Annotated in this window: 27 protein-coding genes and 1 other annotated feature; of the genes, 5 read left to right on the top strand and 22 right to left on the bottom strand. The window is 51.1% G+C overall.

Going from position 1 to position 26,211, the window contains the following annotated elements; genetic code table 11:
* The first annotated feature begins 97 nt into the window (after positions 1-97).
* On the top strand, positions 98-370 hold the full coding sequence (gene rpsT, locus DVH26_RS26305) for a 30S ribosomal protein S20 (protein ID WP_239627123.1): 273 nt from the start codon (positions 98-100) through the stop codon (positions 368-370).
* Positions 371-474: 104 nt separating this feature from the next.
* Here rpsT and holA read toward each other — a convergent pair whose 3' ends face one another.
* The 6 genes from holA to DVH26_RS26335 form a co-directional block, all read right to left on the bottom strand.
* The gene (gene holA / locus DVH26_RS26310) at positions 475-1,494 is read right to left on the bottom strand and encodes a DNA polymerase III subunit delta (protein ID WP_239627124.1); all 1,020 of its coding nucleotides are present in this window, start codon (positions 1,492-1,494) and stop codon (positions 475-477) included.
* Between the two features lie 225 nt (positions 1,495-1,719).
* Positions 1,720-3,027, bottom strand: coding sequence for an anti-sigma factor family protein (locus DVH26_RS26315; RefSeq protein ID WP_239627126.1), 1,308 nt, complete (start codon positions 3,025-3,027; stop codon positions 1,720-1,722).
* 112 nt (positions 3,028-3,139) lie between these two features.
* Positions 3,140-3,697 carry an RNA polymerase sigma factor gene (locus DVH26_RS26320; RefSeq protein ID WP_239627129.1) on the bottom strand — a complete coding sequence of 186 codons (558 nt, stop codon included), beginning with the start codon at positions 3,695-3,697 and terminating at the stop codon, positions 3,140-3,142.
* Between the two features lie 216 nt (positions 3,698-3,913).
* Positions 3,914-4,228 carry a DMT family transporter gene (locus DVH26_RS26325; protein WP_239627131.1) on the bottom strand — a complete coding sequence of 105 codons (315 nt, stop codon included), beginning with the start codon at positions 4,226-4,228 and terminating at the stop codon, positions 3,914-3,916.
* The gene (locus DVH26_RS26330; RefSeq protein ID WP_239627133.1) at positions 4,225-4,584 is read right to left on the bottom strand and encodes a DMT family transporter; all 360 of its coding nucleotides are present in this window, start codon (positions 4,582-4,584) and stop codon (positions 4,225-4,227) included. Before DVH26_RS26330 ends, DVH26_RS26325 begins: the two co-directional genes overlap by 4 nt.
* A 40-nt stretch (positions 4,585-4,624) precedes the next feature.
* Positions 4,625-5,188 carry a TetR/AcrR family transcriptional regulator gene (locus DVH26_RS26335; protein ID WP_239627135.1) on the bottom strand — a complete coding sequence of 188 codons (564 nt, stop codon included), beginning with the start codon at positions 5,186-5,188 and terminating at the stop codon, positions 4,625-4,627.
* A gap of 351 nt (positions 5,189-5,539) precedes the next feature.
* On the opposite strand from DVH26_RS26335, the gene DVH26_RS26340 reads away from it, so the two are divergent.
* Complete coding sequence (locus DVH26_RS26340) at positions 5,540-6,682, top strand: DUF2264 domain-containing protein (protein ID WP_239627137.1); 1,143 nt, start codon at positions 5,540-5,542, stop codon at positions 6,680-6,682.
* 242 nt (positions 6,683-6,924) lie between these two features.
* Here the strand turns inward: DVH26_RS26340 and DVH26_RS26345 are convergent, their stop codons facing one another.
* Positions 6,925-7,827: an EamA family transporter gene (locus DVH26_RS26345; RefSeq protein WP_239627140.1), complete on the bottom strand. Its 903-nt coding sequence runs from the start codon at positions 7,825-7,827 to the stop codon at positions 6,925-6,927.
* Between the two features lie 264 nt (positions 7,828-8,091).
* Here DVH26_RS26345 and DVH26_RS26350 point away from each other — a divergent pair, with 264 nt between their 5' ends.
* The gene (locus DVH26_RS26350) at positions 8,092-8,346 is read left to right on the top strand and encodes a DUF3951 domain-containing protein (RefSeq protein ID WP_239627142.1); all 255 of its coding nucleotides are present in this window, start codon (positions 8,092-8,094) and stop codon (positions 8,344-8,346) included.
* 213 nt (positions 8,347-8,559) lie between these two features.
* On the top strand, positions 8,560-9,846 hold the full coding sequence (locus DVH26_RS26355; protein ID WP_239627144.1) for a VOC family protein: 1,287 nt from the start codon (positions 8,560-8,562) through the stop codon (positions 9,844-9,846).
* Between the two features lie 88 nt (positions 9,847-9,934).
* On the opposite strand, the gene DVH26_RS26360 is transcribed toward DVH26_RS26355, so the two are convergent.
* From DVH26_RS26360 to DVH26_RS26375, 4 genes are all read right to left on the bottom strand, one after another.
* Complete coding sequence (locus tag DVH26_RS26360; RefSeq protein ID WP_239627146.1) at positions 9,935-12,535, bottom strand: DNA internalization-related competence protein ComEC/Rec2; 2,601 nt, start codon at positions 12,533-12,535, stop codon at positions 9,935-9,937.
* A gap of 90 nt (positions 12,536-12,625) precedes the next feature.
* Positions 12,626-13,138: a deoxycytidylate deaminase gene (locus DVH26_RS26365; RefSeq protein WP_239627148.1), complete on the bottom strand. Its 513-nt coding sequence runs from the start codon at positions 13,136-13,138 to the stop codon at positions 12,626-12,628.
* Between the two features lie 18 nt (positions 13,139-13,156).
* Positions 13,157-14,449, bottom strand: coding sequence for a homocysteine synthase (locus DVH26_RS26370; RefSeq protein ID WP_239627150.1), 1,293 nt, complete (start codon positions 14,447-14,449; stop codon positions 13,157-13,159).
* Positions 14,450-14,535: 86 nt separating this feature from the next.
* Positions 14,536-15,108 (bottom strand): ComEA family DNA-binding protein, encoded by a 573-nt coding sequence (locus DVH26_RS26375; RefSeq protein ID WP_239627153.1) that lies wholly within the window; start codon positions 15,106-15,108, stop codon positions 14,536-14,538.
* 104 nt (positions 15,109-15,212) lie between these two features.
* Between DVH26_RS26375 and comER the strand changes: the two genes are divergently transcribed.
* Entirely contained in the window at positions 15,213-16,046 is an 834-nt protein-coding gene (comER, locus tag DVH26_RS26380) for a late competence protein ComER (protein ID WP_239627155.1), read from the top strand.
* A gap of 77 nt (positions 16,047-16,123) precedes the next feature.
* Here the strand turns inward: comER and leuS are convergent, their stop codons facing one another.
* The 11 genes from leuS to mntR form a co-directional block, all read right to left on the bottom strand.
* Entirely contained in the window at positions 16,124-18,574 is a 2,451-nt protein-coding gene (gene leuS, locus DVH26_RS26385; protein WP_239627158.1) for a leucine--tRNA ligase, read from the bottom strand.
* 72 nt (positions 18,575-18,646) lie between these two features.
* Positions 18,647-18,910, bottom strand: a binding site (T-box leader).
* A 269-nt stretch (positions 18,911-19,179) separates the two neighbouring features.
* A complete protein-coding gene (locus DVH26_RS26390) occupies positions 19,180-19,959 on the bottom strand; it encodes a class I SAM-dependent DNA methyltransferase (protein ID WP_239627160.1) in 780 nt (259 codons plus the stop codon).
* Between the two features lie 116 nt (positions 19,960-20,075).
* A complete protein-coding gene (locus DVH26_RS26395; RefSeq protein WP_239627163.1) occupies positions 20,076-20,987 on the bottom strand; it encodes a CvfB family protein in 912 nt (303 codons plus the stop codon).
* A complete protein-coding gene (gene rsfS, locus DVH26_RS26400; RefSeq protein ID WP_239627165.1) occupies positions 20,984-21,331 on the bottom strand; it encodes a ribosome silencing factor in 348 nt (115 codons plus the stop codon). The genes DVH26_RS26395 and rsfS overlap by 4 nt, the downstream gene beginning before the upstream one ends.
* Before the next feature lie 80 nt (positions 21,332-21,411).
* On the bottom strand, positions 21,412-21,999 hold the full coding sequence (yqeK, locus tag DVH26_RS26405) for a bis(5'-nucleosyl)-tetraphosphatase (symmetrical) YqeK (RefSeq protein WP_239627167.1): 588 nt from the start codon (positions 21,997-21,999) through the stop codon (positions 21,412-21,414).
* Positions 21,989-22,576: a nicotinate-nucleotide adenylyltransferase gene (locus DVH26_RS26410; protein WP_239627188.1), complete on the bottom strand. Its 588-nt coding sequence runs from the start codon at positions 22,574-22,576 to the stop codon at positions 21,989-21,991. The genes yqeK and DVH26_RS26410 overlap by 11 nt, the downstream gene beginning before the upstream one ends.
* Positions 22,577-22,645: 69 nt before the next feature.
* Positions 22,646-22,939 carry a ribosome assembly RNA-binding protein YhbY gene (gene yhbY, locus DVH26_RS26415; protein WP_239627191.1) on the bottom strand — a complete coding sequence of 98 codons (294 nt, stop codon included), beginning with the start codon at positions 22,937-22,939 and terminating at the stop codon, positions 22,646-22,648.
* 70 nt (positions 22,940-23,009) lie between these two features.
* Entirely contained in the window at positions 23,010-23,864 is an 855-nt protein-coding gene (gene aroE / locus DVH26_RS26420; RefSeq protein WP_239627194.1) for a shikimate dehydrogenase, read from the bottom strand.
* A 48-nt stretch (positions 23,865-23,912) separates the two neighbouring features.
* Positions 23,913-25,034 carry a ribosome biogenesis GTPase YqeH gene (yqeH, locus tag DVH26_RS26425; RefSeq protein WP_239627196.1) on the bottom strand — a complete coding sequence of 374 codons (1,122 nt, stop codon included), beginning with the start codon at positions 25,032-25,034 and terminating at the stop codon, positions 23,913-23,915.
* Positions 25,035-25,046: 12 nt separating this feature from the next.
* A complete protein-coding gene (locus tag DVH26_RS26430) occupies positions 25,047-25,544 on the bottom strand; it encodes a YqeG family HAD IIIA-type phosphatase (RefSeq protein WP_239627199.1) in 498 nt (165 codons plus the stop codon).
* Positions 25,545-25,714: 170 nt separating this feature from the next.
* Positions 25,715-26,137 carry a transcriptional regulator MntR gene (mntR, locus tag DVH26_RS26435; protein WP_239627202.1) on the bottom strand — a complete coding sequence of 141 codons (423 nt, stop codon included), beginning with the start codon at positions 26,135-26,137 and terminating at the stop codon, positions 25,715-25,717.
* Positions 26,138-26,211 lie beyond the last annotated feature (74 nt).

Raw genomic sequence — 26,211 nt, forward strand, 5'->3', positions numbered from 1 at the left:
CCCACTCTATTGCAATTTGATATGGAGCATGTTAGAATATCAAGAGTTGTCAACAAAAAAGCACCGATATGCAAGTCGTATTAGGAGGTGAACGTCAATGCCGAACATTAAATCCGCGATCAAAAGAGTTAAAGTAAGTGAAAAGCGTCGTCTTCGCAACGCATCTCACAAATCCGCTCTTCGCACTGCAGTAAAGAGCTTCGAAACTGCTGCAGCTAGCAGCAATGTGGAAACTGCACAAGCAGCCTTGATTGCTGCCAGCAAAAAGCTGGATAAAGCAGCAAGTAAAGGTTTAATCCATAAAAATGCCGCTGCCCGCAAAAAATCCCGCTTAGCTAAAAAGCTTAACGCGATTTCTGCACAGGCATAATAAAAAAATGGCCGATTCCTAAGGGAGTCGGCCATTTTTCGTTTCTAATCAGCATCGCCTCCCGACTCCGGCATTTACTAGCGGACGGGAGGCGATAGCTCGCTTTAAGTGATCAGCTTTAACAAAAACATCTCAAGCCCGAGCACCTTATCGATCTTTCCGCTTTTCATCTGATAATCCAGGTCCGACAGCTGGTCAAGAATATTCGCGAGCTTCTTCAGCTCGAACCGGCTGCACTGGCCGGAAGCGATCTTGACCGCGTATGGATGCAAGCCGAGCTGCGACGCCATCTGCTGCTGCGAATACCCCTGCTGCTGCAAATCCTTGACCTGGAACATGATGCGGAACTGCCGCGCTATTAGAGCCATGATCTTGATCGGCTCCTCTTTTCTTTTCAAGAGCTCCGACAGCATCGTAAAAGCTTTCTCCAGCTGCAGCTGTACGATATGCTCGATCAGGATAAATATGTTCTGCTCGATGCTGCGCGTTACAAGCTGCTCCAGTGCGTCTGCCGTCAGCACTCCGCCTTGCCCTACAAACAGAGCGCATTTCTCCAATTCGCTCGACAATGCCTGCAGGCTCGTACCCGTATACAGGATGAACTGATCGAGCACACCCGGAGCGAAGCCAAAGCCTGCCTTATCAGCCTCCTGCTTGACCCAATTCGTCAAATCCTCCGCCGTAAGCGTCAAGCATGGCACGAGACAATTCGCTTCCTTAAGCGATTTGACGAGCTTTTTGCGCTCATCGAGCTTGTCCGCATCAACCGTAAACACAATCACCGAGAAATCCGCCGGCGATTTCATGTAGTCCAGCAATCGTTCCGTCTTATGCTCCACCTTGGTGCTCTCCTTGGCTCCCGTCAAGAACAGAGCGTTTGTAGCGATGACCAGCTTGTTCGGCACCATAAACGGCAGCGTCTCCGCTTCTTCGATGACCGTATCGAGCGGCGTCTCCGAGAGGTCGTATTTGTTGACGGCAAACGATTTATGCTCAGGATCGACCAAGCGATCCGTCAGCTTCTCGATAAAGGAGTGGATCAAATAAGACTCCGCCCCGTAGCATACATAAACCGGAGCAAATTTCCCCTGCTGGATTTGCTTTAAAGCCGTTTTGTAATCCATCCGTTCGCCCACCTCACAGTATTCTGTAGACATTGTAGCAACAACAAAGGGATTACGTCAAAACCCGAAGGTTTTGGACATAATCCCTTTGTACGAAACCCCATCTATATAAACACTTAGAGGAAAGCTCTAGAAACCTTCCCCGTGGTGGTCATACGACGCGACTCGTATTGTAGTGCTCACCATATAGTATGCGCTTGCTGCCAATATGGTGAGCCCGATAAATTATTTTTTGACTTCCGTTTTTGCTTTCATATCGATCGTATAGGTAGTGACAGCCGTTCCGCTGGTTACCTTGTAGCTCAGCTTCCCGTCCTCCGTCCATTCGGTCAGCTCGACTTTGTCCTTCTCCGTCCATTTATTAGAGGAAATAAACAGATCCTTGCCTTGATTATCACGGATGACGACCTGCCGCTGCTCCGTCACTACCGCTACATAAGCGTGGTCCTTCGACGCCAGCGTGCTGCCGGCAACCGCTGTGCCGCTAATGGAAAACAGCCCGTTAATCGGCGCATCCTGAGCCTTGTCTTTGGCCGCATCTTTGGTATCTGTTGGCGTCTGCGCAAAGCCCTGCTGCCTCTCATCAGGAGCGATCGTCTTGTTCATCATTCCTCTCGCCGCATCGGATGGAACGGATGGCTCCCCCGACTTTTGCAGCGGACTTTCTGTCGATGGACTAACGGCACCGGAGCTGCCTCCGGCTGCCGGCGGGACGGAGTCCGCCTCTGGCACGGATAGAGCTGCTGCAGGAGCCTGATCCGAGACATCAGGGGCTTGAGCCGAATCATCGGGAGCTTGCTGCTCGGCCGGAGGGGTCGGCACAGCTTCGTTTACCTGCTGCCTGGTAGTGTCCAGCGGCTCGCTCTTCGGTTGAACGGTTCTGGCTTGGTTAGGTTCAACCATCTCCTCGGCCTTATTGGGTCCAGGTACAGGAGCAGCCGGATCCGCTGTGCTATTGTCCGTTTTCAGCTTTGCATCCGATTTCTCCGTAGTATCCGCAGTCATCCGGTCCAGCATAGGTTTGTTTGCATTGGAATCCGCTGCCGGCGTCTTACTCTCCGAACCCGCCGACTTGCTCTGAGCCGACTGCGGGAGCAGCATTCCCCCCGCTTCCGTATTTGCCGTATGCTGCTGCTGTTGATCGAAGACGAAAAATCCGAGCACCAGACCCGCCGCGACGACTCCTCCGACGATTTTCATCGAGACCCATCCGCGCATTCTGCGCCGCCAGCCTTCCACTTCAGCGACCTTCGATTCCTGTTCCGCTCCAAGATTGTCCTGAGGGGCGGAAACGGGCGGAATCGCTGCAGCCGGAAACTCAACGGCAGGGTATCCTTCATCAATCCGCTGGAGCTTCGGCAATATCGCATCGACCAAGCTGTAAGCAGGCGTAACCTTGGGCAATTGCTCCAGCTCCTGGGACAAGGCTACCAAACGCTGGAACAGCTCCGTGCAATCAGGGCACTGCTGCAAATGACCGAGCATTTGCTCATATTCCATTTCATCGAGATCCTGATCGAGGTATCTCTGCATGAGTTCGATCACCTCTTGACACATCATCCCGCACACTACCTTTCTGCACAATTCACAATTGATATTTTACAAGTACAAGCAGAATCATTGACTATGCCAAACCATCGGGCGTTTAGCCGCGGACGGCGTCGCTTTTGGTTTTTTTGTAATCCTGCAATAACGTCTGTAACTGCTGCCTCGCCCTGAATAAGTATGATTTCACCGTGTTGATGGGCAGATCCAAAGATTCGGCAATTTCGTTGTAGGAGAAATCCTGCAAATACCGCAGTACAACAACCGATCGATGATGCTCCGGCAGCTTATCAATCGCCTCTTTGATATCTTGGGCAATATACGCGGACATAACCTCATCTTCTACTGTCCTGTTTGCACTAAAAACCATCTCATGCTCATCAATGGAAACGGTAGGCTTGGACCTCCTGAATTTGTCGATGCACAAATTGGTGACGATCCGTTGAACCCACGTTTTGAACTGAGCTTTTTCTTCATAAGAATGAATTTTCGTATAAATACGTATTAACGCTTCCTGTGCGGCATCCATAGCGTCCTGCTCATTGCCCAGAATATAATAAGCAGTACGATACACATGATTTTCTATTTCACGCAGTAGGGTAATTAGAGCGTCGCGATCGCCCGATTGGGCAGCCTTTATAAGTTCTGGCGCTACCACTGGGATCCCCCTCTCTTGCAACTATATAAACGTATGTTGTTTTTAAAATGTTGCAGCCTATCGAACTCTATTAAAGAATAGCAAATTTTAGACGGCAGGTATATAAAATAACTCGACAAAACGTAACAAGCCGGGCGCAGGCCCGACATGTTATGGGGACAATCTATGAATATCTTCCTTGCAAGACTATGCTCTCCGTCCGCTAGAATACAAGACTTACGAAATCAGCTTTAAGCCGACAACGGCCGCGATAACGCAGGCGATAAAAAACACTCTCTTAGCGCTCTTCGACTCGCCGTATACATACATCCCAAGCACCGTGCTGCCTACGGTCCCGATTCCCGTCCAAACGGCATAAGCCGTTCCTATCGGGATAGAGCCTAACGACCTGGAAAGAAAGAAAAAGCTGAACGCAAAGCACAGCAATAACGATAAGACCGAGCGAACGTTCACGCTGCGGTTCACCTGCTGTAGGCAGACGAAGCCGACAACCTCGCAAGCTCCGGCACACAATAAAAAGAGCCAGCTCATTGCTTCGCACCCGCCTTTTCCGCCTTGGCATCGTCCTCTCCATGATCGGTAACCATCTTAAGTCCAATGACTCCTACGAGCAGCAGCGCGATAAGCGCAAGCTTGGACCAGCGCAGCGGCTCCCCCCACAACAGCATTTCCGCCACCACGGCTCCAGCCGCGCCTATTCCTGTAAAAACCGCGTAGACGGTACCTGCCGGAAGTGTTTTGCAAGCCAGTAAAATAAGCACGAACGAAATGGATATCATCAGTGCTACTAGCAGCCAGTCCGCTATGCTGTCGGCCGTCTTCATGCCGGAAATCCAGACCACCTCCAACAGGCCGCCGATCCAAATAAAATACCACCCTTTGTTCATAAAATTACCCTCTCCTTTATGCTGCGGAACGTCTGAGATGTCACACGGAAATCCCTCGCCAATACACCTTCCATGAAAGCTCGAACGCCTTATCGAACGATTTCGGCGTCTCATAGACCAATTGGGTCATAAGGCCGTCAAACATCGTCGTAAACGCCGTAATCCCCTCTTCGGTCGTAACGGCAATATTCGGCGCTTTGGCAAAGGCGGCGGTCAGCAGCGTCTTTAAATGAAGTAAATGAATGTTGTATGAGTTCAAGAAGTACACTTCCAAATGCTTAGGCGGAATGAACGACATGAGAAACATAAACTTGTATTTTTTGTCGTTTAGGTACTTTTCTCTGTATTCGTCGATTAACGTATGGAGCACTTCCTCCAGCGGGGAATCCTTCATCCGTTCGAAATAACGGGTCAAGAAATCTACGTCATCCTGAATGATCTCCTGATTGATCGTAAGAACAAGATCATCCTTGTTTTTAAAATGGCAGTACACGGACTGCTTCTTGATCCCTACCTCTTCCGCTATTTCCGACAGCGAAGTCCCCTCATATCCATTTTCAGTAAACTTCAAAATGGCAGCTTGCTTGATACGCTCGGCACTCATTTTCCAACCTCCAGACTGACTCTAGTAAGGAATTATAATAATGGCAGCCTTTACAAGTCAATTAGTGAGGTAAAATTTTAACTGACGATCGTCAGTTTGTCACATTTTCGTCAAAAGTCAGGCCGTTTGTCCGAATGATTACTGAACCTCCTGCTTCGCCACTTTTATCGTTTATTGCTTGGTTATCCCGGTCGCTTCGTGACATTCGCCAAGGGATCGCAGATCTTTTGCGCATCCTAAACCACCGTTTTCCACAAAGATTATTGTCATGTTCAACAATGACCAATCTTATAGGTTTGTTGTAAAATGATGAGCAAATAACATACACATCCTTTTGGGGAGGGACCTTCTATGCCGCAAGGCCATCAAGACCGCACATTTTGGATCGATACATTAAGCCGAATCGCTCATCCTGTGCTGCATCATTTAAGCAATCGGCAATTGAAAGCGAAAATGCCTGTCGAAGGAAAGCTCGACGACCGGCCTATGTATACTTATTTGGAAGCATTGGGACGCCTGTTGACAGGCATAGCCCCATGGCTAGAAAACGGCGGCAAGGAAGGCGAGGAAGGCCGTCTGAGAGATCATTACGCGGAATGGGCGAGACAAGCTATCGATGCTGCGACCGACCCGGCTTCCCCCGACTTCATGAATTTCGCTGAAGGGTATCAGCCTATTGTTGATGCGGCCTTTTTATCGCATGCGATCCTCAGGGCGCCCGAGCAATTGTGGAACAAGCTGGACTCCCGGGTGCAAAACAACGTAATCAAGGCGCTGCAATCGACACGTACCCGCAAGCCTGGCTACAATAACTGGCTGTTGTTCGCAGCCATGATCGAGACCGCGCTATATCGCGCAGGCGCCGATTGGGATCGGATGCGCGTCGACTACGCGCTGCGGCAGCATGAGCTTTGGTACAAAGGGGACGGCGTGTACGGAGACGGACCGGATTTTCATGCCGATTATTATAACAGCTTCGTGATCCAGCCGATGCTGGTGGACATTATCGAAGCATTGGAATCCGAAGATGCCGCGTGGGCTTCCATGAAAGAAAAAGTACTGAAGCGCGCCCAGCGGTATGCGACGCAGCAAGAACGATTGATTTCGCCGGAAGGAACGTTCCCGGCCGTCGGACGATCGCTCGCTTACCGCTTCGGAGCCTTTCAACTGCTCAGCCAAATGGCGCTGCAGCATCGTCTGGAAGCTTCGCTGCAGCCCGCTCAAGTGCGATGCGCGCTCACGGCGGTTATCCGCCGCATGATCGATGCACCAGGAACTTTCGACGAGGACGGCTGGCTAACCATCGGCTTCTGCGGCCATCAGCCTGAGGTCGGCGAAACGTATATTTCTACCGGCAGCCTCTACTTGTGCGCAGCCGTATTCCTGCCGTTAGGCTTGTCCGAGGACGACCCGTTCTGGCAGGGCGAGGCGGAGTGGACGAACAAAAAAGCGTGGAGCGGCCAAAGCTTCCCGATCGACAAAGCGCTCTATTAAGCTTTAGGCTTCACTATACGGAGCATCACAAAAAGAAAGACGCAGTGACCGACTGATAACGGTCACTGCGTTTTTTTGACCACAATAGAATTTATAAGATTCCGAGGTCATCGGATGTAAAAATTCTATTTGGCGATAAAAACAACCTCTTAACGCGGTCGCTCCTCTGTGAAAGGACGTCGATAGACGTTTTTCTCATGTCGATTATCTAATTAATTAAACCTGTGTTGTGAGGTATTGTGCTATGCTTGTGTGCTTGGGTTTCCTTCGAATTTTCGTTCCGATACGATAACACCGAGCAAAATCATCGCTATCCCTACCCATTGCATGAAGTAAGTGGACTCATGCAGCAGCAGCGCGGAGCAGACGATAACAACAGGCAGCTCAACGGATCCGAGTACAGCAGCCAGCCCGGTTTCAATATGAGGAGCTCCTTTGGCATAAAAGAATGGCGGCAGAATCATTCCGAATACGCTAAGCAGCAGCCCCCACATCCAAAGCCCTTGTCCCAGCGAGCCGTTCCATAGAAATTGCGGCGGCATCAGCGTAAGAACAAGAATTGCCGCGCCGGTAATCATCCATGTACTCCGGAACAGCGCAGGCAAATGAGCAGCTACCCTGCCGCTGAAGTAAATAAATACCGTATAGCAGCAGGCGGCCAGCAAGCCGAGTCCAATCCCGCTTGCGCTCGGACGGTCCAGTGTGCCGGACAGTACCCCGGATGCGAAAACCGTCCCGCCCAGAGTCAACACCATCGCGATCCATTGAAACAGCGTCGGAGCTTTTCTCTCCGTAATCCAGTCGAGCAGCATCCCCATCCAGGTGAACTGGAACAATAACAATACGGCGAACGATGCATCCAATGATTGCAGCGATTGATAATAAAAATAGCCGGTCAAGCCGGTAAACATACCGCCTACAAGCAGCTTCAGAATGATGCTTCCCGAAATTCCTCTCATTTGACGAAGTTGTGGCAAGCTAAGAAGCCATAAAACGACGAATCCGAAAAATACTTGGCTTCCGGTTATTTCCGCAGCGGAAAAACCCTGCTGGTAACCGAGCTTCACAAAAGTAGACAACACGCCGTAAGAGGCGGCGCCCAACAAGACGAACCAAATGGCTTTCCAACGGTTCTTTGATGTCATGTCTTTTCCTTCTTTTTCATTAGTCCCTCACCCACCCGTGAAGTCTTATCATAAGACTCATAAGACTCACACAATCTAACACTATACGGGAATGCGAGCCAATATTCAAGAGATGTATGCAGTGCAATAGGATCTATACAAAAATTGGGTTCGTTACTAAGACCCATGGAACGAAACAATTCCGTACAGCATTCGTATAACTTTCAAACCGTCGGTTTTTGGGGATATCAATGTCATACTTTGAGATGAAAGGATGGAAGCAGCATGGAAGACTTCGGATTGTATGTCACTTTGTCACTCATCGTACCTATTCTCGTTCTGCTCGGGATCATAAGCGCCAAAATCATCTCAGGAAAAGGGATTCCCAACAGCGACTATACTCCGTTCGACCAAATCACGGGTCACGCGACCGTAGCATTCCATGAGGAAAAACAAGAAAAAGAAGAGGATGACGATCAGGGAGACGATAAAGATAAATATAAAAAGTGGCAGAAAATCCACGGTAAGCAAGGGGGCTAACGCCCTCTTTTTTTTTAACTCGCCTGACCGTTAGAGCCGCTGATGAAAGATCGGATGTTCACCACAATATGATCCAAGAGCTTGATCGTTTGCACTAGCGTATCCAATCTCCGCATTTTAGCAGGAATACAGCTGCAAAACAGCGTTTACAACAGAACGTATGTTTGGTATTATATTTTTTGTACTGTTAATAAATGGAATGGAGATGATCATTTGACCACTGCCATGCAGCTTGTAAACGAGCTTACCGCTGTCGCATGCAGCGCGGATCAGACGAACGAAGGCTTGACCCTCTATTGCAAAAACGACGGAGGATATGCGGTCACGCCAAACAAGTACAAGGTGCCTCTGACGATTGAAGCGGTAGCCAAGACCGACTCGACGAATATTCGTCTGATATTCCATCAAGGTCAAGTGATCATGAACTGGGAAAACAATCTGGACGAGCTCCGCTGGCATGATCCCGCAACCGGTAAGGGCATTGGCATTCAAGGAAAAGGACGCATCCCCGTCAATGAGTGGGTAATCATGACATGGCGGATCAGGAAGGACTATGCCAGCCTGGAAATCAACGGCGAGGAACGATTCCGCACGACGGGCGACTTCACAGCTCTCGCAGGACAGATTGGCATCGGAGCCGCACATCGCTCTCATGTGACAGTACAATCTTTCCGTGTTACGGGCGAGACAACCGACGTGGGAAGCTCCATTACAGGACCGCCGCGTTTAAGCTGGGACGGAGGATTTATTTATGTGCCTTATGAGCAGCATGAAGAAGCTATCGACTGGTACACGAGGCATTTAGGATTAGGCTGGAACAAGAAGACCTGGTCAGGGAAGCAGGATCCCCAATCCGAAGTCGAGAAAATGAGCTCGCTAGCTTTTGCGGAACGCGGACTTATTCATTTGAAATCCTTTGTTTCGCCAAGTCCCCTCGTCCATTTCCGTTCCGATTGGGGAGCCAAGGAAGCTCGCGTCCGTTATACGTTCAGTTGTCCGGATATATCGGAGGCCGACCGCTATTTCAGTGAACACAACATTCGGACCACCGGCCCCTATATAGATATTACAGGACAGGAAAGTCTGGACGTGTTCGCTTTTGACGGCACGAGGCATACGCTGATAAGCTCGAATCAGCCCGCGATGCATGCCGATAAGCGGGTGACCGACTACTCTCACTGGCGCGTTGCGGTTCCGGATTTGGACAGGGCGGCAGCCTGGTATCACGAAATATTGGGCTTACCTATCGTGCATGACGCTCATGCTCAAGGATACATCATCCTAGATGAAAATTTGCTCTTGGAGCAGCAGCCTCGCGAGCTATTTCAAGGGATTGCGGATGGGACCGCCAACCCTTACTTCCGATTAAGGGATATGGAAGAAGAGCATCGGAGATGGAAGGAGCAAGGCGTCTCCGTTTCCGATATTGTGGGCACCGGCTTCAAGTCCATGCACTTCTATGATCCCTACGGTAACCGGATCAACTTTTGGAGCTATTAAATTCAATTCTTTCTTACACTTAGAAAACCTGGCCGACTTATTTTCAAGATAAGCCGGGTTTCGTTTTACTAGTTCAGTCTTGATCTATCTAAGACCGCTCGCCAAGCTTTGTTCTTACATGAATGGCTCCGTCACGGATGCTCATTTGCACTTCACCATGGGCATCCGTTCTCAGTACCCCGATCCCCCGCTCCTCCAGCCGTGCAACAACCGTAGGGTGAGGATGACGGTATATATTGTTCACACCCGCTGAAATCACGGCAAACTTAGGATTCCATGCTTTGAGCCAAGCTTCCGTTGTCGAAGTTTTGCTACCGTGATGTGCAACCTTGAGCACGTCGACAGGGCCCGTCGGCAAAAGCGGCTTACGGCTTGCAGGCAGCGAAGAAGCATTCGTATCCAAGCTGGCTGATGCACTCTTGTCGTTTTCCATCATCCGAAGCACAGCGGTTTCCGAGCTTGGCTCCATATCTCCCGTAAACAGCCATTTCGTTCCTTGCATCTCCATTACAAACACGACGGATTCGGCATTTTGTTCCGACTCCATCCTTACCGCTTCCGCCTTGTCCAGCGAGACAGGGTACAGAAACCGGAGACGCGTATCCGCATCCACCTGAAGAATATCGCCGGCATAAGCTTTTACAAGCTTCACGTTGTAATCCAACGCCGTCCGGAACAGCTTCTCTACTCCCGGCGAAGGCTTAAGCGTTCCATTGAACAACAGCTGCCTGACCGGGATTTGCTCAAGAACCGACTGCAGCCCTCCAATGTGGTCGGCGTCCTCATGCGTCACAATTAAATAATCGATAGTCTGAATCCCTCTCTTCTTGAGCAGCGGAACGAGCAGCTTACGTCCCACCTCATACGGATCGGAACGCTGCTTCCACTCATCTCCCGGCTTACGAAAGGTGACGGTTCCTCCTCCGTCGATGAGAATGACGCTTCGGCTTTGTGGAGTACGAATGAAAATGCTGTCTCCTTGGCCTACATCGATAAAATGCACCTGTCCCTCTCGGCTCCACCGGTCCGGCTCATACGCGTAAATCATCAGCACCGCCAGCATAACTGCCGCTGCGGGAAGGCGAACGATGGACACCCCGTTTCGGATTCGAGCATAGATGCCGAGGCTAGATCTCTTTTTCCCAGGCTTATACGAAAGCATCGGTTCCACGGGACTAACGGACGTATCACCTGCAGCCCGGTTCATCAAAGCAAAATAAAGCAGCAGCGCCCAAGCAGCGTAATACGCAATAATCCATGCGATCCCCGGCGTTGGCCATATCGTCTGAAACAAGTGCCATTTACTGCTAATTGCTACCAGCTTGAAAATCCACTCGTTAAGCTTCGCAACGATCCATGCCAACACTTGACCTGCAGGCTGGTACAGGAAGCTGATCAGCAGCGATGCAGTTCCCGCTGGCATCGTGAACATACTGAACACCGGAACGAGGGCAAAATTAGCCGCCAGCGATAACAAAGAAAACTGATTGAAATAGTAGACTGACACCGGAAAGGAAATGCATTGGGCGACGACTGTTATAGAGATAGCGTCCCTCCAAGAGGACGAACGTATAGGCATCAGCTTGTTGGCTACCGGTACGCCGAGAATAAGGCCGATCGTTACAAGGAAAGAAAGCTGGAAGCTGACATCCAGCAAATAATACGGCTCCCATACCAGCATCAGCAATCCAACGATCAGCACCGTATGCAGCCCGTCCTTCAACGTATGGCGATAAGCGGCATACAGCGCAATCATAGCCATCAATCCCGCCCGGATAATCGAAGGCGAGGCACCGGTAACCATGATATACAATGGCATCAGAGCCATCGAGGTCAACAAATACGTTTCTTTCGTAAAGCCCAGCTTGCGCATAATCCACAGCACGCAGCCAAGAAATATCGCTACGTTCAACCCTGAAATCGCGATAATATGGGTGAGCCCCAGCTGTGAAAATTGCTGAAATTGCTCCGGTTCGATGTCATCCGTCAGCCCGATCAGCATTCCCTTCATAAAGCCCGACTGTTCGGGCGGAAATAACCGTTCCACCCCCGCTCCGAGCATGGAGCGAAACTGGTCGTTCCAGCGAAGAATCGTTCTCCAAGTCCATATATCGGGCGGTGCAGCATGGATCTGGGAAGCGCCCTTTGCATTCAGCTGCCAGTGAATATGCTTCCATCTCAAATAGCTGCGGTAATCGAACCCGCCGAAATTCCGTGCTTCCCCAGGGGCTTGAAGCGCTCCCTGGACACCGATCTTATCTCCCCTTTGCCAGCCGGCAGCTACTTGCTGCTCCTGCTTGGACAGCAGCCTCACACTTACAGCCACCAGCTCGGACAGCTCCCCATCCGTACGCATGGTAAAAGAAGCCTTATCTCCATCGACTTCCACTTGGCTGACAATGATCCCATTGTATACTCCATTGGCGTTAGAATCGCTGTCGGCAAGTGATTCCGGGGACAAATTGGTTACATTACGTTTGTCATAGTCTTCAAAATAACCAGCTGCAATAATAATCAGCAATAATGCGCAAATCGCCGTTCTTCCTCTCAAGTTCAACATCCATACAACGACTCCAACCATCGCTGCAACCAGGCTTGTATATAAAGAAACGAACGGCAGCTCAACACCATATGCAATAATATATCCGAACGTCCAGAGCAGGGTAACCCCGATAATCGGCCTCTGCATCACGCGCTAACTCCCCCCTCCCTAAATCGAAAAAAAGAAAAAGAACCCCGTCGCATCTGTGCGAAAGAGGTTCTTCCTCATAACCTATGATTAGTGCTGTACTTCCGATACCGTACCTACAGGCGGCTCGTATGCCTCCAAACACCGGATCGTAATGCCTTTCGCATCCATCAGCGACTTCACTTTATCGCTGTCCTTAGGATACGGGCGATGATATACGATCTCGATAATTCCGCTATTGGCAAGCATATTGGCGCATGTCCAGCAAGGCTGATCGGTTACATACACTACCGAGCCTTCCCTGTCCTTCGGGTCCGTAAACAGCAGCAAATTTTGCTCCGCATGGATCGTTCGGATGCAGCGCTGCTTCTTAACAACCTGCTCCGTGCCGGCTTGCTCGACCAGCTCATATTCTTCGACCAGCATGCATCCGGCCTCCGAGCAGTCCTGCACTCCCATTGGCGCACCGTTATAGGCGGCTCCCAAAAGCTTCTTTCCTTGTACCAGTACGGCGCCGACATGCCTGCGGCTGCATTGGGACCGAGTCGATGCCATATACGCCATATCCAAGAAGTAAGTATCCCAATTTTTCCGTGTCGTCATCGTTTTATTCTCCGTTGTTTAGTTCTGGCTAGCACGAATGGCTTGATCCAGATCATAAATAATGTCATTGATCGATTCCGTTCCGATAGACAGGCGAATCATTCCCGGCGTTACGCCTGCCGCCGCCTGCTCCTGCTCGGACAATTGCTGATGCGTCGTGCTCGCAGGATGGATGATCAGCGACTTGGAATCGCCGACGTTCGCGAGATGCGAGAACAGCTTCACGTTATTGATCACCTTCCGGCCCGCTTCGATGCCGCCCTTGATGCCAAAGGTCATGATCGCGCCTTGGCCGTTCGGCATATATTTTTGCGCCAGCTCGTACGAAGGATGGCTTGGCAGACCCGCGAAGCTAACCCATTCTACCGCGTCGTGCTGCTCCAGGAACTCGGCGACCTTCTGTGCGTTGGAGCTGTGGCGCTCCATGCGCAAGTGCAGTGTTTCCAATCCTTGCAGCAGCTGGAACGAGTTGAACGGCGATATCGCGGCGCCCATATCCCGCAAAAGCTGAACGCGTGCTTTAATAATAAAAGCGATCGGTCCTACCGCATCTGTATAGACTACGCCATGGTAGCTTGGGTCCGGTTCCGTTAAGCCTGGGAACTTGCCGCTAGCTTTCCAGTCGAAACGTCCGCCATCGACAATAATGCCGCCAATGGACGTGCCGTGTCCGCCGATAAATTTGGTTGCTGAATGAACGACAATATCCGCACCATGTTCAATTGGACGGCACAAGTAAGGGCTCGGGAACGTATTATCCACGATCAGCGGAATGCCGTTCTCGTGAGCGATGGCCGCTACCGCAGCGATATCCAGGATGTCGCCCTTCGGATTGCCGACCGTTTCGGCATACAGAGCCTTCGTCTTCGGTGTGATCGCCGCACGGAAATTTTCCGGATCGGACGGATCCACGAAATGTACCTTGATGCCAAGCTTGGCCAAAGTGGTGGAGAACAAGTTATATGTACCGCCATAGAGGCTCGCTGCCGATACGATCTCATCGCCGGAGCCGGCAATATTCAAGATCGAATAAGTAATGGCTGCTTGTCCGGAAGCCGTAGCCAAAGCGGCAGGCGCTCCCTCGAGAGCAGCGACTCTTTTCTCAAATACGTCTGTTGTCGGATTCATAAGACGAGTATAGATGTTGCCGAATTCTTTAAGTGCAAACAAATTAGCCGCATGTTCCGTATCGCGGAATCCGTAGGATGTCGTTTGATACAATGGAACTGCGCGCGACATCGTTGCTGGATCGATCTCCTGACCTGCATGTACTGCCAATGTTTCCAAGCCTAACTTTCTATCCTCGCTCATCTTCAAAATACCTCCCCAAAGTAAGAAAACTCTCCTCTCAATCATTCTCTCATATATTGTCAAAAAACGAAAGTTGTTTCAGTAGATTAAGGCTCTAGGGTAAGATACGGACGCATTTTCTCCAGCAGCTTCTCCCCAATGCCCTTCACATCCATTAGCTGCTCCACGGATTGAAATTTACCTCCCAGCTTCTCCCGATGTGCGACGATCGCTTTCGCCTTGCTTTCACCGATACCGGGGATCTCATCCAGCTGCTGCAGGGTAGCCGTGTTTAAATTCATTTTCTTGCCGGTTAACGTGGTGGATGGTACGGAAGCAGCCGTTCCTTGGTCCCCCGCTTGCTTGGAATCCCCTGAACTATCGGCAGTCTTTGAAGCTGTAGCGCTTGAGGCCGGGTTAGCCGCGTTTTGGGGTTCATCCGAAGCTCCCTCTGCCTTCTCTTTCGTTCCGGTAGGAACCGACTGCTCCGGATTCGTCTTAGCTTCAGGCTGCCGCGCAAGAAGCTCCTGCATTTCCTCATTGGCAATCCGCCATTGGGACGATTCGCTGGCCGCTTCCTTCCATCCTGTGTACCCGAACCAACCTCCCAGACCGATCGTTAGCAAAATCACCAAAAGTACGGTACCGGATTTCGTTTTATCCTTAAATAAGAAGTCCAAACGTCACTTTCCCTCCTTTGTTCATTTCGGGCAAAAAACGAACATATTCGAATACGTCACTGCATAATGATTAAGAAGGCTGCACTTTATCAGGGGGGATGGTCATGAAAGTAGGATTCATAGGCACAGGCAGCATGGGCAGTATTCTCATCGAGGCATTCATTCAATCCGGGGCTCTGAATCCGGAACAAATCGTTGCAACCAATCGAACCATTGACAAAGTGGAGCGTCTGGCAGCCGTTTATCCGGGGCTACAGGTAGCCCTTTCCAATATAGAAGTGGTCCGTCATTGCAGGCTTATTTTTCTATGTATAAAGCCTGGCGACTATAAAACGGTCATCGATGAAATCCGCAGCACCACTGAGCCCGAGCAAATTATCGTCTCCATCACTAGTCCCGTGCTGATTCAGCTGTTGGAAGAGCAGCTCCCGTCCAAAATCGCCAAGATTATTCCGAGCATCACCAATTATGTATTTAGCGGAGCGACTCTATGCATTTATGGCGACCGGCTGGAAGCTGAGGATAAAGAACTGCTCGACAATTTAATGTCTCATATCAGCGCTCCGATTCGCGTTTCCGAGCAATTCACTCGCATTTCATCGGATTTATCGAGCTGCGGTCCCGCTTTCATCGCCTTCTTTCTCGAAAAATTCGTTCAAGCCGCTGTAGAGGAAACCGGAATTGCCGAAGCCGAAGCCACTCAGCTTGCCTGTGAAATGCTGCTCGGCACCGGAAAGCTTCTGACGACGGGAGGCTTCTCCCCTGCGACACTGCAAAAGAGAGTGTCCGTTCCCGGCGGTATTACGGCCGAAGGACTCCGTATAATGCAAAATGAGCTGCACGGATTGTTTAACAACCTGGTCCGCACAACTCATTCGAAATATGAAGAAGATTTGGAAAAGGTGGGAGCCCTGTTTTCAACAAATAAGGACAGTTAAAAACGCGATGCTTTCACGCTTTTCCATATGAACCGCTGCTGCTTCGGCAGAGCGGTTATTTTTATTTACAAAATGATCTAGCCAACGACAATGTTGACCAGCTTGCCTTTAACTGCAATCACCTTGCGCACAGACTTCCCGTTCATCGCTTCCTGTACTTTGCTCATCCCCATAGCAAGCTCCTGCATATCCGCTTCGCTTGCGTCTTTGGATACCATCGTACGCTCGACGATTTTGCCGTTCACTTGAACGACGATTTCCACTTCGTTATCTACTGTCCATGCTTCGTCATACGTAGGCCACTCTACATAAGAAACGGATTCTGTATGCCCCAGCTTCTCCCACAGCTCTTCAGCCAAATGCGGTGCGATAGGAGATAGCATTTGTACGAAATGCTCCATCGCTGCCTTAGGCAGACGATCGGTTTTGTAAGCCTCGTTTACGAAAATCATCAGCTGGCTGATCGCCGTATTAAAGCGCAGCGCCTCGAGATCCTCCGTAATTTTCTTGATGCTGCGGTGCCACGTACGTTTGAACGTATCGCTGCCCAACGTTTCGTCCGCGCTGATTTTCGGCTGAAGCTCACCGTTATCCCCGACGAACAAACGCCAAATCCGGTTCAAGAAGCGGTACGTACCCTCTACGCCGTTGACATTCCAAGGCTTGGTAGCCTCAAGAGGCCCCATGAACATTTCATACATGCGGAGCGTATCCGCACCGAACTCGTTCACAATAACATCCGGGTTGATTACGTTGCCGCGGGATTTACTCATTTTTTCGTTATTTTCACCCAGGATCATCCCCTGGTTAACCAGCTTGTAAAACGGCTCCTTCGTGGAGACGACGCCCAGATCGTACAGCACCTTATGCCAGAAGCGGGCGTACAGCAAGTGAAGCACCGCATGCTCGGCTCCGCCGATGTACAGATCAACCGGCAGCCATTTTTGCTGCAAGTCCTTGGAGCACAGCTCCTTGTCGTTCTTCGGATCGATGAAGCGCAAATAGTACCAGCAGCTTCCCGCCCATTGCGGCATCGTATTCGTCTCGCGGCGTGCTTTCATGCCGGTTTCCGGATCGACCGTTTCTACCCATTCCGTCACATTGGCAAGCGGCGATTCGCCTGTACCCGAAGGCGCAATCTGCTCGACATCCGGCAGCAGCAATGGAAGCTGATCCTCAGGAACGGTTTTCATCGTGCCGTCTTCCAAGTGAAGAATCGGAATCGGCTCGCCCCAATAGCGTTGACGGCTGAACAACCAGTCGCGCAAACGGTACGTTACTTTGCCTTGACCTTTTCCGTTAGCTTCCAGCCACTCGATCATGGAGGCGATCCCCTGCTCGTTGTTCAAACCGTTCAACAGCCCGGAATTCACGTGCTCGCCGTCTCCGGCGTACGCTTCCTTCGTTACGTCTCCACCCTTGACTACTTCAACAATCGGCAGATCGAACTGCTTCGCAAACTCCCAGTCACGCTGATCGTGTCCTGGAACCGCCATGATGGCGCCTGTTCCGTAGCCTGCAAGCACATAGTCGGCAATCCAGATCGGCACTTTGCCTCCGTTTACCGGATTGATCGCATAAGCGCCCGTGAATACGCCGGATTTGTCTTTCGCCAGGTCGGTACGCTCCAGGTCGCTTTTGCGCGCCGCTTTGTCCTGATATTCCTTCACAGCGGCTGCCTGATCGGCCGACATAATTTGCTCCACCATCTCATGCTCCGGAGCCATTACGCAGTACGTAGCGCCGAACAAGGTGTCCGGACGGGTAGTAAATACTTTCAAGCTTTGATCCGCGTGGCCTTCGATTTGGAAGACGACCTCGGCGCCCTTCGATTTGCCGATCCAGTTGCGCTGCATATCCTTGATCGATTCGGACCAGTCAAGCTCCTCCAAATCTTCCAGCAAGCGTTCCGCATACTCGGTAATTTTCAATACCCATTGACGCATCGGCTTACGGATAACCGGATGGCCGCCGCGTTCGCTCAAGCCGTCAATAACTTCCTCGTTGGCCAGAACCGTTCCCAGTGCAGGACACCAGTTTACCGGCACTTCATCGACGTAAGCGAGACCTTTGTTGTACAGCTGAATGAAGATCCACTGCGTCCATTTGTAATACTCCGGATCGGTCGTGCTGATCTCGCGGTCCCAATCATAGGAGAAGCCGAGCGACTTGATTTGCCGGCGGAAATTGTTGATGTTCTTGATCGTAATATCGCGCGGATGCTGCCCGGTATCGAGTGCATGCTGCTCCGCTGGAAGTCCGAATGCGTCCCATCCCATCGGATGAAGAACGTTATAACCGCGCATCCGCTTGTAGCGGGATACGATATCCGTAGCTGTGTAGCCTTCCGGGTGTCCTACGTGCAGACCGGCACCGGACGGATAAGGAAACATGTCCAGAGCGTAAAATTTCGGTTTACTCTCATCGTCCAGCACTTTGAACGTTTTATTGTTTTCCCAATGTGATTGCCATTTCGGTTCGATGACCAGGGGGTTATAGCCCTGCTGCTCTTTAGCTTCTTGTGTCATACGAATGTGCCTCCTCCAAAATTCAAAAAAGTTCAGCTGCAAAATAGAAAAGCCCCTCATCGCTAGCGCAACGCTAGGGACGAGAGGCGAGCTTCCCGTGGTACCACCCTAGTTAACAGAAGGCATGCTTTGCCCCTGTTCACTCTTCCCCTTAACGCGAGGGCGACGATCAGGCTAGATTCGAGTTTATGCAGAAGATCACACGATCTAATGCATGCTTGAACTTCACCCTCTAGCTCCAAGACGAGTTCACTCTCACCAAGTGCCAGCTCACACCAACCGCTGACTCTCTGAATAACATGATGCAGAGTTACTACTTCTTATCTCAGCCGGTAACTACATATAAAGCGATTATATGTAAAATACGGCAGCAATGTCAAGCCCGCTCGAATCTATTGTACATGAAGACGCCTGATTTGATTACTTCACCGGTAAAATGGCAATGCTAGTGCTAGTTTAGCACTTAACAAGCAAGGAGGTTCCTTACATGTCCGGGATTATCAACGGCATTGCTTTGTCTCTTCCACTATGGGGGATCATTCTAGGAATCGTGAACATAATCATGAAAGGATAGCCCTGCTCTATGCGTCCATGGGCAAGCTAACCTATTTGCGCGCGACGAAAAAAGCGCGTTCCGTCTCTTCCGCAACCGACTTCCACATAAAATCGGCGTACACATCCACTTCTCGAAAGCCGGCTTCCTGCAGCTCCTGCTTCAGCCATTCCAACGGGTAAGCCCGCTGCGAATGCAGCTCCTCGACTCTACGGAAGCATTCGTCCGCACCATGGGAGGACGCTTCGTCTTTAACAAAGATCGTAAGCGCGTGCTCAATCTCGCATCGTTCCGAATCGTAATCGCTTGTCCATATGTAGGCGATGTCGTCTTCGTTCAGGAAGAACGGCTGTTCTTCCGCATACGATTCCAGCTGATGGCGGGTATGTACGTCAAACACGAAAAGACCGCCTTCCTTCAGCCCCGCATAAGCCTGGCGAATCGCTTGCGCCACATCTTCTTCTTCCAATAAGTAGTTCATGCAGTCGCATAGGGAAATGACGGCATCTACAGGCTGCATCAAGCTCCAGTCCCGCATATCCTGCTGAAGCCAGGTCACTTCGCCGCGGCCTTGAAACGGCTGCTCCCGCTGCGCTTCGTAAGCTTTTTGCTGGGCTACCGCCAGCATATCCTCGGACAAGTCGATGCCGAACACTTCATAGCCTTGTTGAGCCAATGGCAGAGCAATATTGCCGGTACCGCAGCCAAGATCGGCGACGGTTTGCGGCTGACCGTATTTCACCCAGCACTGGTTCAAGAAATCAAGCCATTCCGCATAAGGCATATCTTCCATAAGGCGGTCATAATGATAGGCGAACAATTCGTAGGCCACGTTTCTTCCGCTCCTTTCCGGCAGGCATGCAAAAACCGGCAGCCTTGTCCTCCCGCAACCCCTGTCAAGATCGTTGCAGGCAGCCTTCAAGGCAAAGCCGGTACGCATACGCTTATTTAATTCTTTGGATTCATTTCCGATTCCGCAGCCGAATCCTTCTTCAGGTGAGTCCAGCTGCCTTCCTGGTATACAAGCCCTTCCTTCATCAGCTTTCCGACCGCTCGCTTAAAAGCCGATTTGCTGATTTTGAAGCGCTGCATGATCACATCCGCCGGCGTCTCGTCCGAATAAGGCATAGAGCCGTTCGGGCGCTCCTGCAAAAACTGGAGCAGCTTCTCCGCATCCTCGTCGCGGCCGACTTCCTTGACCGCCCTCATCGTACAGTTCACTTTGCCGTCGTCACGTACGTAGCTGACCCGTACTTCCACCTGCTCGCCAAGTCGTAACAATCTTGTCCGTTCCGAAGCGTGGATCATCCCAATGGCTCCGAAACCGAGAACTCCGCCTTCGCATATGACGAACGTCCCCATCTGCAGCGTCTTATATACTCTGCCTTGAACCCAAGTGTTACGCCACGTGGTCGGCGCATGAAAGCACAGCGGCAGCAAATCCTTTTCTCCTGCCAGCTTGGCTACAAGACGGCCCTGACGGTCGTGGGCTAGCATAACGAACACCTTGTCCCCCACTTGCGGACGTAGCTCCGGAAGCTCCGGAAGCTCACGGAAAGGCAGCAGCAAATGGCGGCCAAGGCCCATTTCAAGAAAACAGCCGAAGCGGCGATGAATATCGACGACTTCCAGCAGCGCCACTTCGCCTAATTGAATCAGCGGCTTACGCATCGTCGCAGCCAGCCGGTCCTCCGAATCATAGAACAGAAACACATCGACCATGCCGCCTACCGTGATATCGCCTTCCACTTCGCTATAATGCAGCAGCACATCCTGATTCTCGTCGGTCAAAAAATAGCCGTGGGGCGAGACTTCTCTCGCCACCTCTAGCTTGACCCAATTGCCTGCTTCCAGTCTCATACCCGCTCAACCACTTTCGCGTCAGACCACAGACGCTCGATATTGTAATATTCCCGGTCATCGCGATGGAACACATGAACGATAACATCGCCCAGATCGACCAGCACCCAGCGTGCCGTATCCATTCCTTCCAATCCGCGAACTCGTGCGCCCTTCTCTTCGGCCTTTTTCTTGATTTCAGTGGCAATCGCCTGCACTTGCGTTTCGGAATTCCCGTGACAGATTACGAAGTAATCGGCAATGAGGGAAATGCCTTGCAGGTCCAACGTGACCACATTCATCGCTTTTTTGTCGTCTGCCGCATCTACAGCAAGGGCCATCAATTTATCCGGGGTTATACTCATTCATGTTCCTCCTCTTAAATGGTAGTTCCTTTATGGTTGTTCTATTCATTATGCCAATGACTTATGTCTTCTCTTAATGATTATAATGATTGCTGCTCTTCCAGCCGCTTGATTTCTTCCAGAAGCGCGTTTCGCGTCAAAACCGTAAGCGGATAGATTTTCTTGCCTTTTTCCAGCAAAAACCGTATCGTGCCATCGAATCCGGCGACCAACGCCTTCTCTACACTATGTTCAGCGATTTCACGGATATTATTCACGCCCGGAAAATCGCGTCCTGGCTCGATATAATCGGCGAGACAAACGACCTTCTCCAGCAACGACATCCCGACCCGGCCCGATGTATGGAAGCGAATCGCATTCAATACATCTTCGTCCGTTATACCGTAGTCCCGCTCCGCAACAAAAGCTCCCGCCGGAGCATGCCAGAGTTCCTTATCATAATCGAGTAAATCGTCAGACAAATGGTTGTCCCGGATTATACTTTCCTGTTCCTTGACAGGCCAATATTTGCATACGTCGTGAGCGATAGCGGCCAAATAAGCCTTTTCCTGGTCACATCCGTATTGCCTGGCCAGCAGGACTGCCGTTTCCATGACCCCTAGCGTATGCTCCCACCGTTTGGCGGGCATTTGCGCTTTTACCGCTTCCATCAGCTGCTTACGATCCATAAATTCCGTTCACCTCGATATACTCATATACACGGTCGGGAACCATGTATCGGATGGATTGGTTCCGGCTTCTTCTCTCCCTAATCGTTGTGGAGGACAGCTCGATTAAAGGCATCACAGCCATCGTTACGGCCTGGCGAATGGCCTGGGGAAGCAGGTCCTCCTCCAACACGTATCCCGGCCTCTGCAGGCCGATGAACGAGACCAGCTGGACCAGCTCCTCCGCCTTGTACCATTTCGGCAAATACTGCACCATGTCCGCTCCAATAATATATGCAAAATGATGGCCGGGATGCTCCTGCCGAAGCAGCTTGACCGTATCGATACTGTAAGATACGCCGCCTTTTTTCAATTCCAGATCCGTTGGCCGGAAATAAGGATGCCCGTCGACAGCGCGGCACACCATCTCCCATCGCTGCTCGGGCGTCGCTCCGGGAGCTTGCCGTTTATGAGGCGGAACATTCGTCGGCATGAACCAGACCTCGTCCAGTCCCGCCTGCTCGCAAGCACATTGCGCTGCAATCAGGTGGCCGATATGGATCGGATCGAACGTTCCCCCCATGATGCCAATCTTCATGCATACACCTCATTTTGCTTCCGCTGCCCACGGTTTTCTACGGTCCTCTCCGGCATTCGCCGGCATCGGTTACACCGGCAGCTCGATAGTTTTGTGTTCGCGCGATTCTTTGTACAAAATAATGATTTTGCCGATAACTTGAACAAGCTCCGCTCCGGCTCCTTCAGCCAGCTGCTCGGCAACCTCGCTGCGGTCCTCCATACAGTTGTTCAGTACGGTAATTTTGATCAATTCCCGCACTTCCAAAGCTTCCTCAATGTGACGGATCAAATGATCGTTGACACCGCCTTTGCCGACTTGAAAAATCGGGTTCAAATGATGCGCCTGCGAGCGCAAATAACGCTTCTGTTTGCCTGTTAACATATGATTTGCCTCTATTCTGATGTGATACGCGTTGACTTGATTTCAGCTTGCATTTGCCTGCAACACGTTGTTATTTCGTAAACGATTGCTCCACGACTTGACGCATAGCCGCAATAGGAGCAGGGACCCCAGTCCAATATTCAAAGGCGTATGCCCCCTGGTAGATGAACATGCCAAGCCCGGGATGAATGACGGCGCCGCGTTCTTTCGCTTCGCGAAGAAACTTCGTAACCAGCGGATTGTAGACTGTATCGCTAACAACCAGATGATCCTTGATCAGCGACGTGTCCATGGGGACTGTATCGACATTCGGATGCATGCCTGCCGGCGTAATATTGACGATTAAGCTGACCTCATCGACAACGTCCGCCACACGGTCGGTCCCCATGCCGCTAGTGCTAGTGAAGCCGGAGAGCGTTTCAGCCAGCTCGTCCGCTTTTTCCACCGTCCGGTTGGAAATGTAGATGTGTGAGGCGCCTTCCTTGGCCAACGCATAACCGACACCGCGTGCCGCTCCGCCGGCTCCGAGCATGAGCACCTTTTTCCCTTTCAGATCAATCCCGGTCTCCTCTTTCAAGGAACGTACATACCCGATTCCATCGGTATTATAGCCGGTCAACCGGCCGTTATCGTTCACGATCGTATTGACGGCTCCGATCACTCGGGCGCTCTCGTCGATTTCGTCCATATAGTCCATAACCTCGACTTTATGAGGGATCGTCACGTTAACGCCGCGGAACTGCAGCGCGCGAATTCCCGCAACGGCATCCTTCAATTGGCCCGGTAAAATATGAAACGCCGCATAGGCAGCGTTAATTCCCGTCTCCTCAAAAGCGCGGTTGAGCATAATCGGCGATTTGGAATGCCGGATCGGATCACCGAATACTCCGTACATTATCGTATGACTGTCCAACTTATTCCCCATGATACTTCTGACCCCCGCTCCCATACTTGCTGTTGCTCGACTAAATATTTATATAATCGCTTCTCTTACTGCAACTTTAACGCCTTTCGGAGCGTGAATGACCAGATCGGCCCCGGCGCTGCTGTTGACCTTTACCCAGCCGAGTCCCGAGATCGAGACGTCGTACAGCTTCCCTTTCGGTATTCTGACCGGATTCTTGACCAGCTTAGGCAAGAGTTCCAGCGCTTCGCGGGTAGGCGGAGCAAGCAGCTCTCCTTTATGCTCTTCGTACAGCTCGTCCGCACGCTCCAGCTTCGTCCGATGCGGCTGCAAGGCGTTCGATACGTAGAACGTAAACGACTGCCGTTCGCCCTGAACGAAATCAAATCGGGCAAAGCTTCCGAAGAACAGCGTCTGCTGCTCGTTCAGCTGAAACACAAGCGGCTTGACCGGTTTATCCGGCATGAGCTTGCCCAAGTCCTGCTTGCTGACCAGTTCGGTCAACCGGTGGCTGTAGACGATTCCCGGCGTATCGATAATGAACGTTCCGTCATCAAGCGGAATTTTGACCAGATCAAGCGTCGTACCCGGGTAATGCGAAGTTGTCAGCTCGGCGTCCAAATCGCTATAGTCGCGAATGAGACGGTTGATCAGCGTGGATTTGCCGACATTGGTCGCACCGACGACATAGATGTCGCGTCCGTTCCGATGCTTGTCCAGCGCTTCAAGCACCCGCTCGAATCCCATATTTTGCTTGGCGGAGCACAATACGACCTCAACGACCTTCAAGCCGAATTCTTTGGCCTGCCGCTGCACCCAGTTCACAATTTTATTGTAGTTGGTTACTTTAGGCAGCAGATCGATCTTGTTGACGGCCAGCACGATCGGATTGTTGCCGACGAATCGGGACAAGCCGCTGATTAATGTACCTTCAAAGTCGAATATATCGACGATATTGACGACGAGCGAATCCGTGCTGCCGACATGGCTGAGCAGCTTGAGGAAGTCGTCCTGATTCAGTGTGACGCCGGACACTTCATTATAATTTTTAATCCTGAAGCAGCGCTGGCAAATGACCGGCGTCCGTTCCAAAGCCTTCTCGGGAACATAGCCGAGCTTCTCCGCCGATTCGGTCTGCAGCTTCACTCCGCAGCCGGCACAGGCCGCGTGCTCCAAATTCGTTTCTGTCATGTTGTCAATTACCTACTTTCTCATCCATGTTAATGCAGCTTTTTCCAGCGTCCGGTTCACGATCTTCGTAAAAATCCCCTCGTCGCCTCTGGCGATCGGAAGGACCAATATCGTGTACAATCCCATTCGGTTGCCGCCAAGAACATCAGTCATCATCTGGTCGCCTATGACGACCGTCTCTTCCGGCTTCAGGTTCATAAGCTTCAACGCCTTGTGGAACGCCGCGCTTGTCGGCTTTTTGGCCCGGTAAATAAAAGGAAGCGATAAGGGCTCCGCAAATTTGCTTACGCGCAGCTTGTTATTGTTGGATACGATAACAACCTGAAAACCGAGCTGTCCTACAACCTTCAGCCAGTCGATCAGCTCCGGAGTGGCCAAAGGCGCCTTCGCCCCTACCAGAGTATTATCGAGATCCGTAATAATCCCGCGCTTGCCCTGCTCCCACAATGCATGCAGATCAATGTCGTAAATCGTATTCACTTGCAGTTGCGGAACCAGCTTTTTTAGCAAAAAATTCACCTCAAGAAACGAACATTTATACGCAAACTATACCATATATGCCCTTTTTGTTGCAAAAAATTACGAACTGAAGCCAGGAACAAGCTCCCGTCTTGTGACGGCCCCGCCCGCCCCGGCATTTCAACAAAAAAGCACCCGAGCAAGTAGTCGGATGCGGGATGTTACGATTCGTCCATTTCCTTTTTCAGCTTCATCAGTTCTTCTCCGCGGGACGGGTCTCTGCGGAAATACTCAAGCAGCGTTTCAATACAAGTTATGGAATCCCAGCTCAAGTGATGCTCGATTCCTTCCACATCTTTATAAATCGTATCCTCCGATACGCCGATCATAGTCAGAAATTCTTCCAACAGCTGGTGCCGGTCGACCAGTCTCTTGCCCATCTTTTGCCCTTTGGATGTCAGTACGAGACCGCGGTACTTTTCATACACCAAATAGTTATCTTTGTCCAATTTCTGGATCATCTTGGTGACTGAAGAAGGATGCACTTCCAAGCCTTCGGCGATGTCGGATACGCGGGCATATCCTTTTTCATCGATCAGCTTGTAGATCCTTTCCAGATAATCCTCCATACTCGGTGTAGCCATCTGCTCTTCCTCCCGTACATCGTCAACCGTTGCGTGGTCCTGCTGATGTATCGCTTCTCGTAAAAAAGCCCCGT

Source organism: Paenibacillus sp. H1-7, from assembly GCF_022354825.1.
GTDB lineage: Bacteria > Bacillota > Bacilli > Paenibacillales > NBRC-103111 > Paenibacillus_S.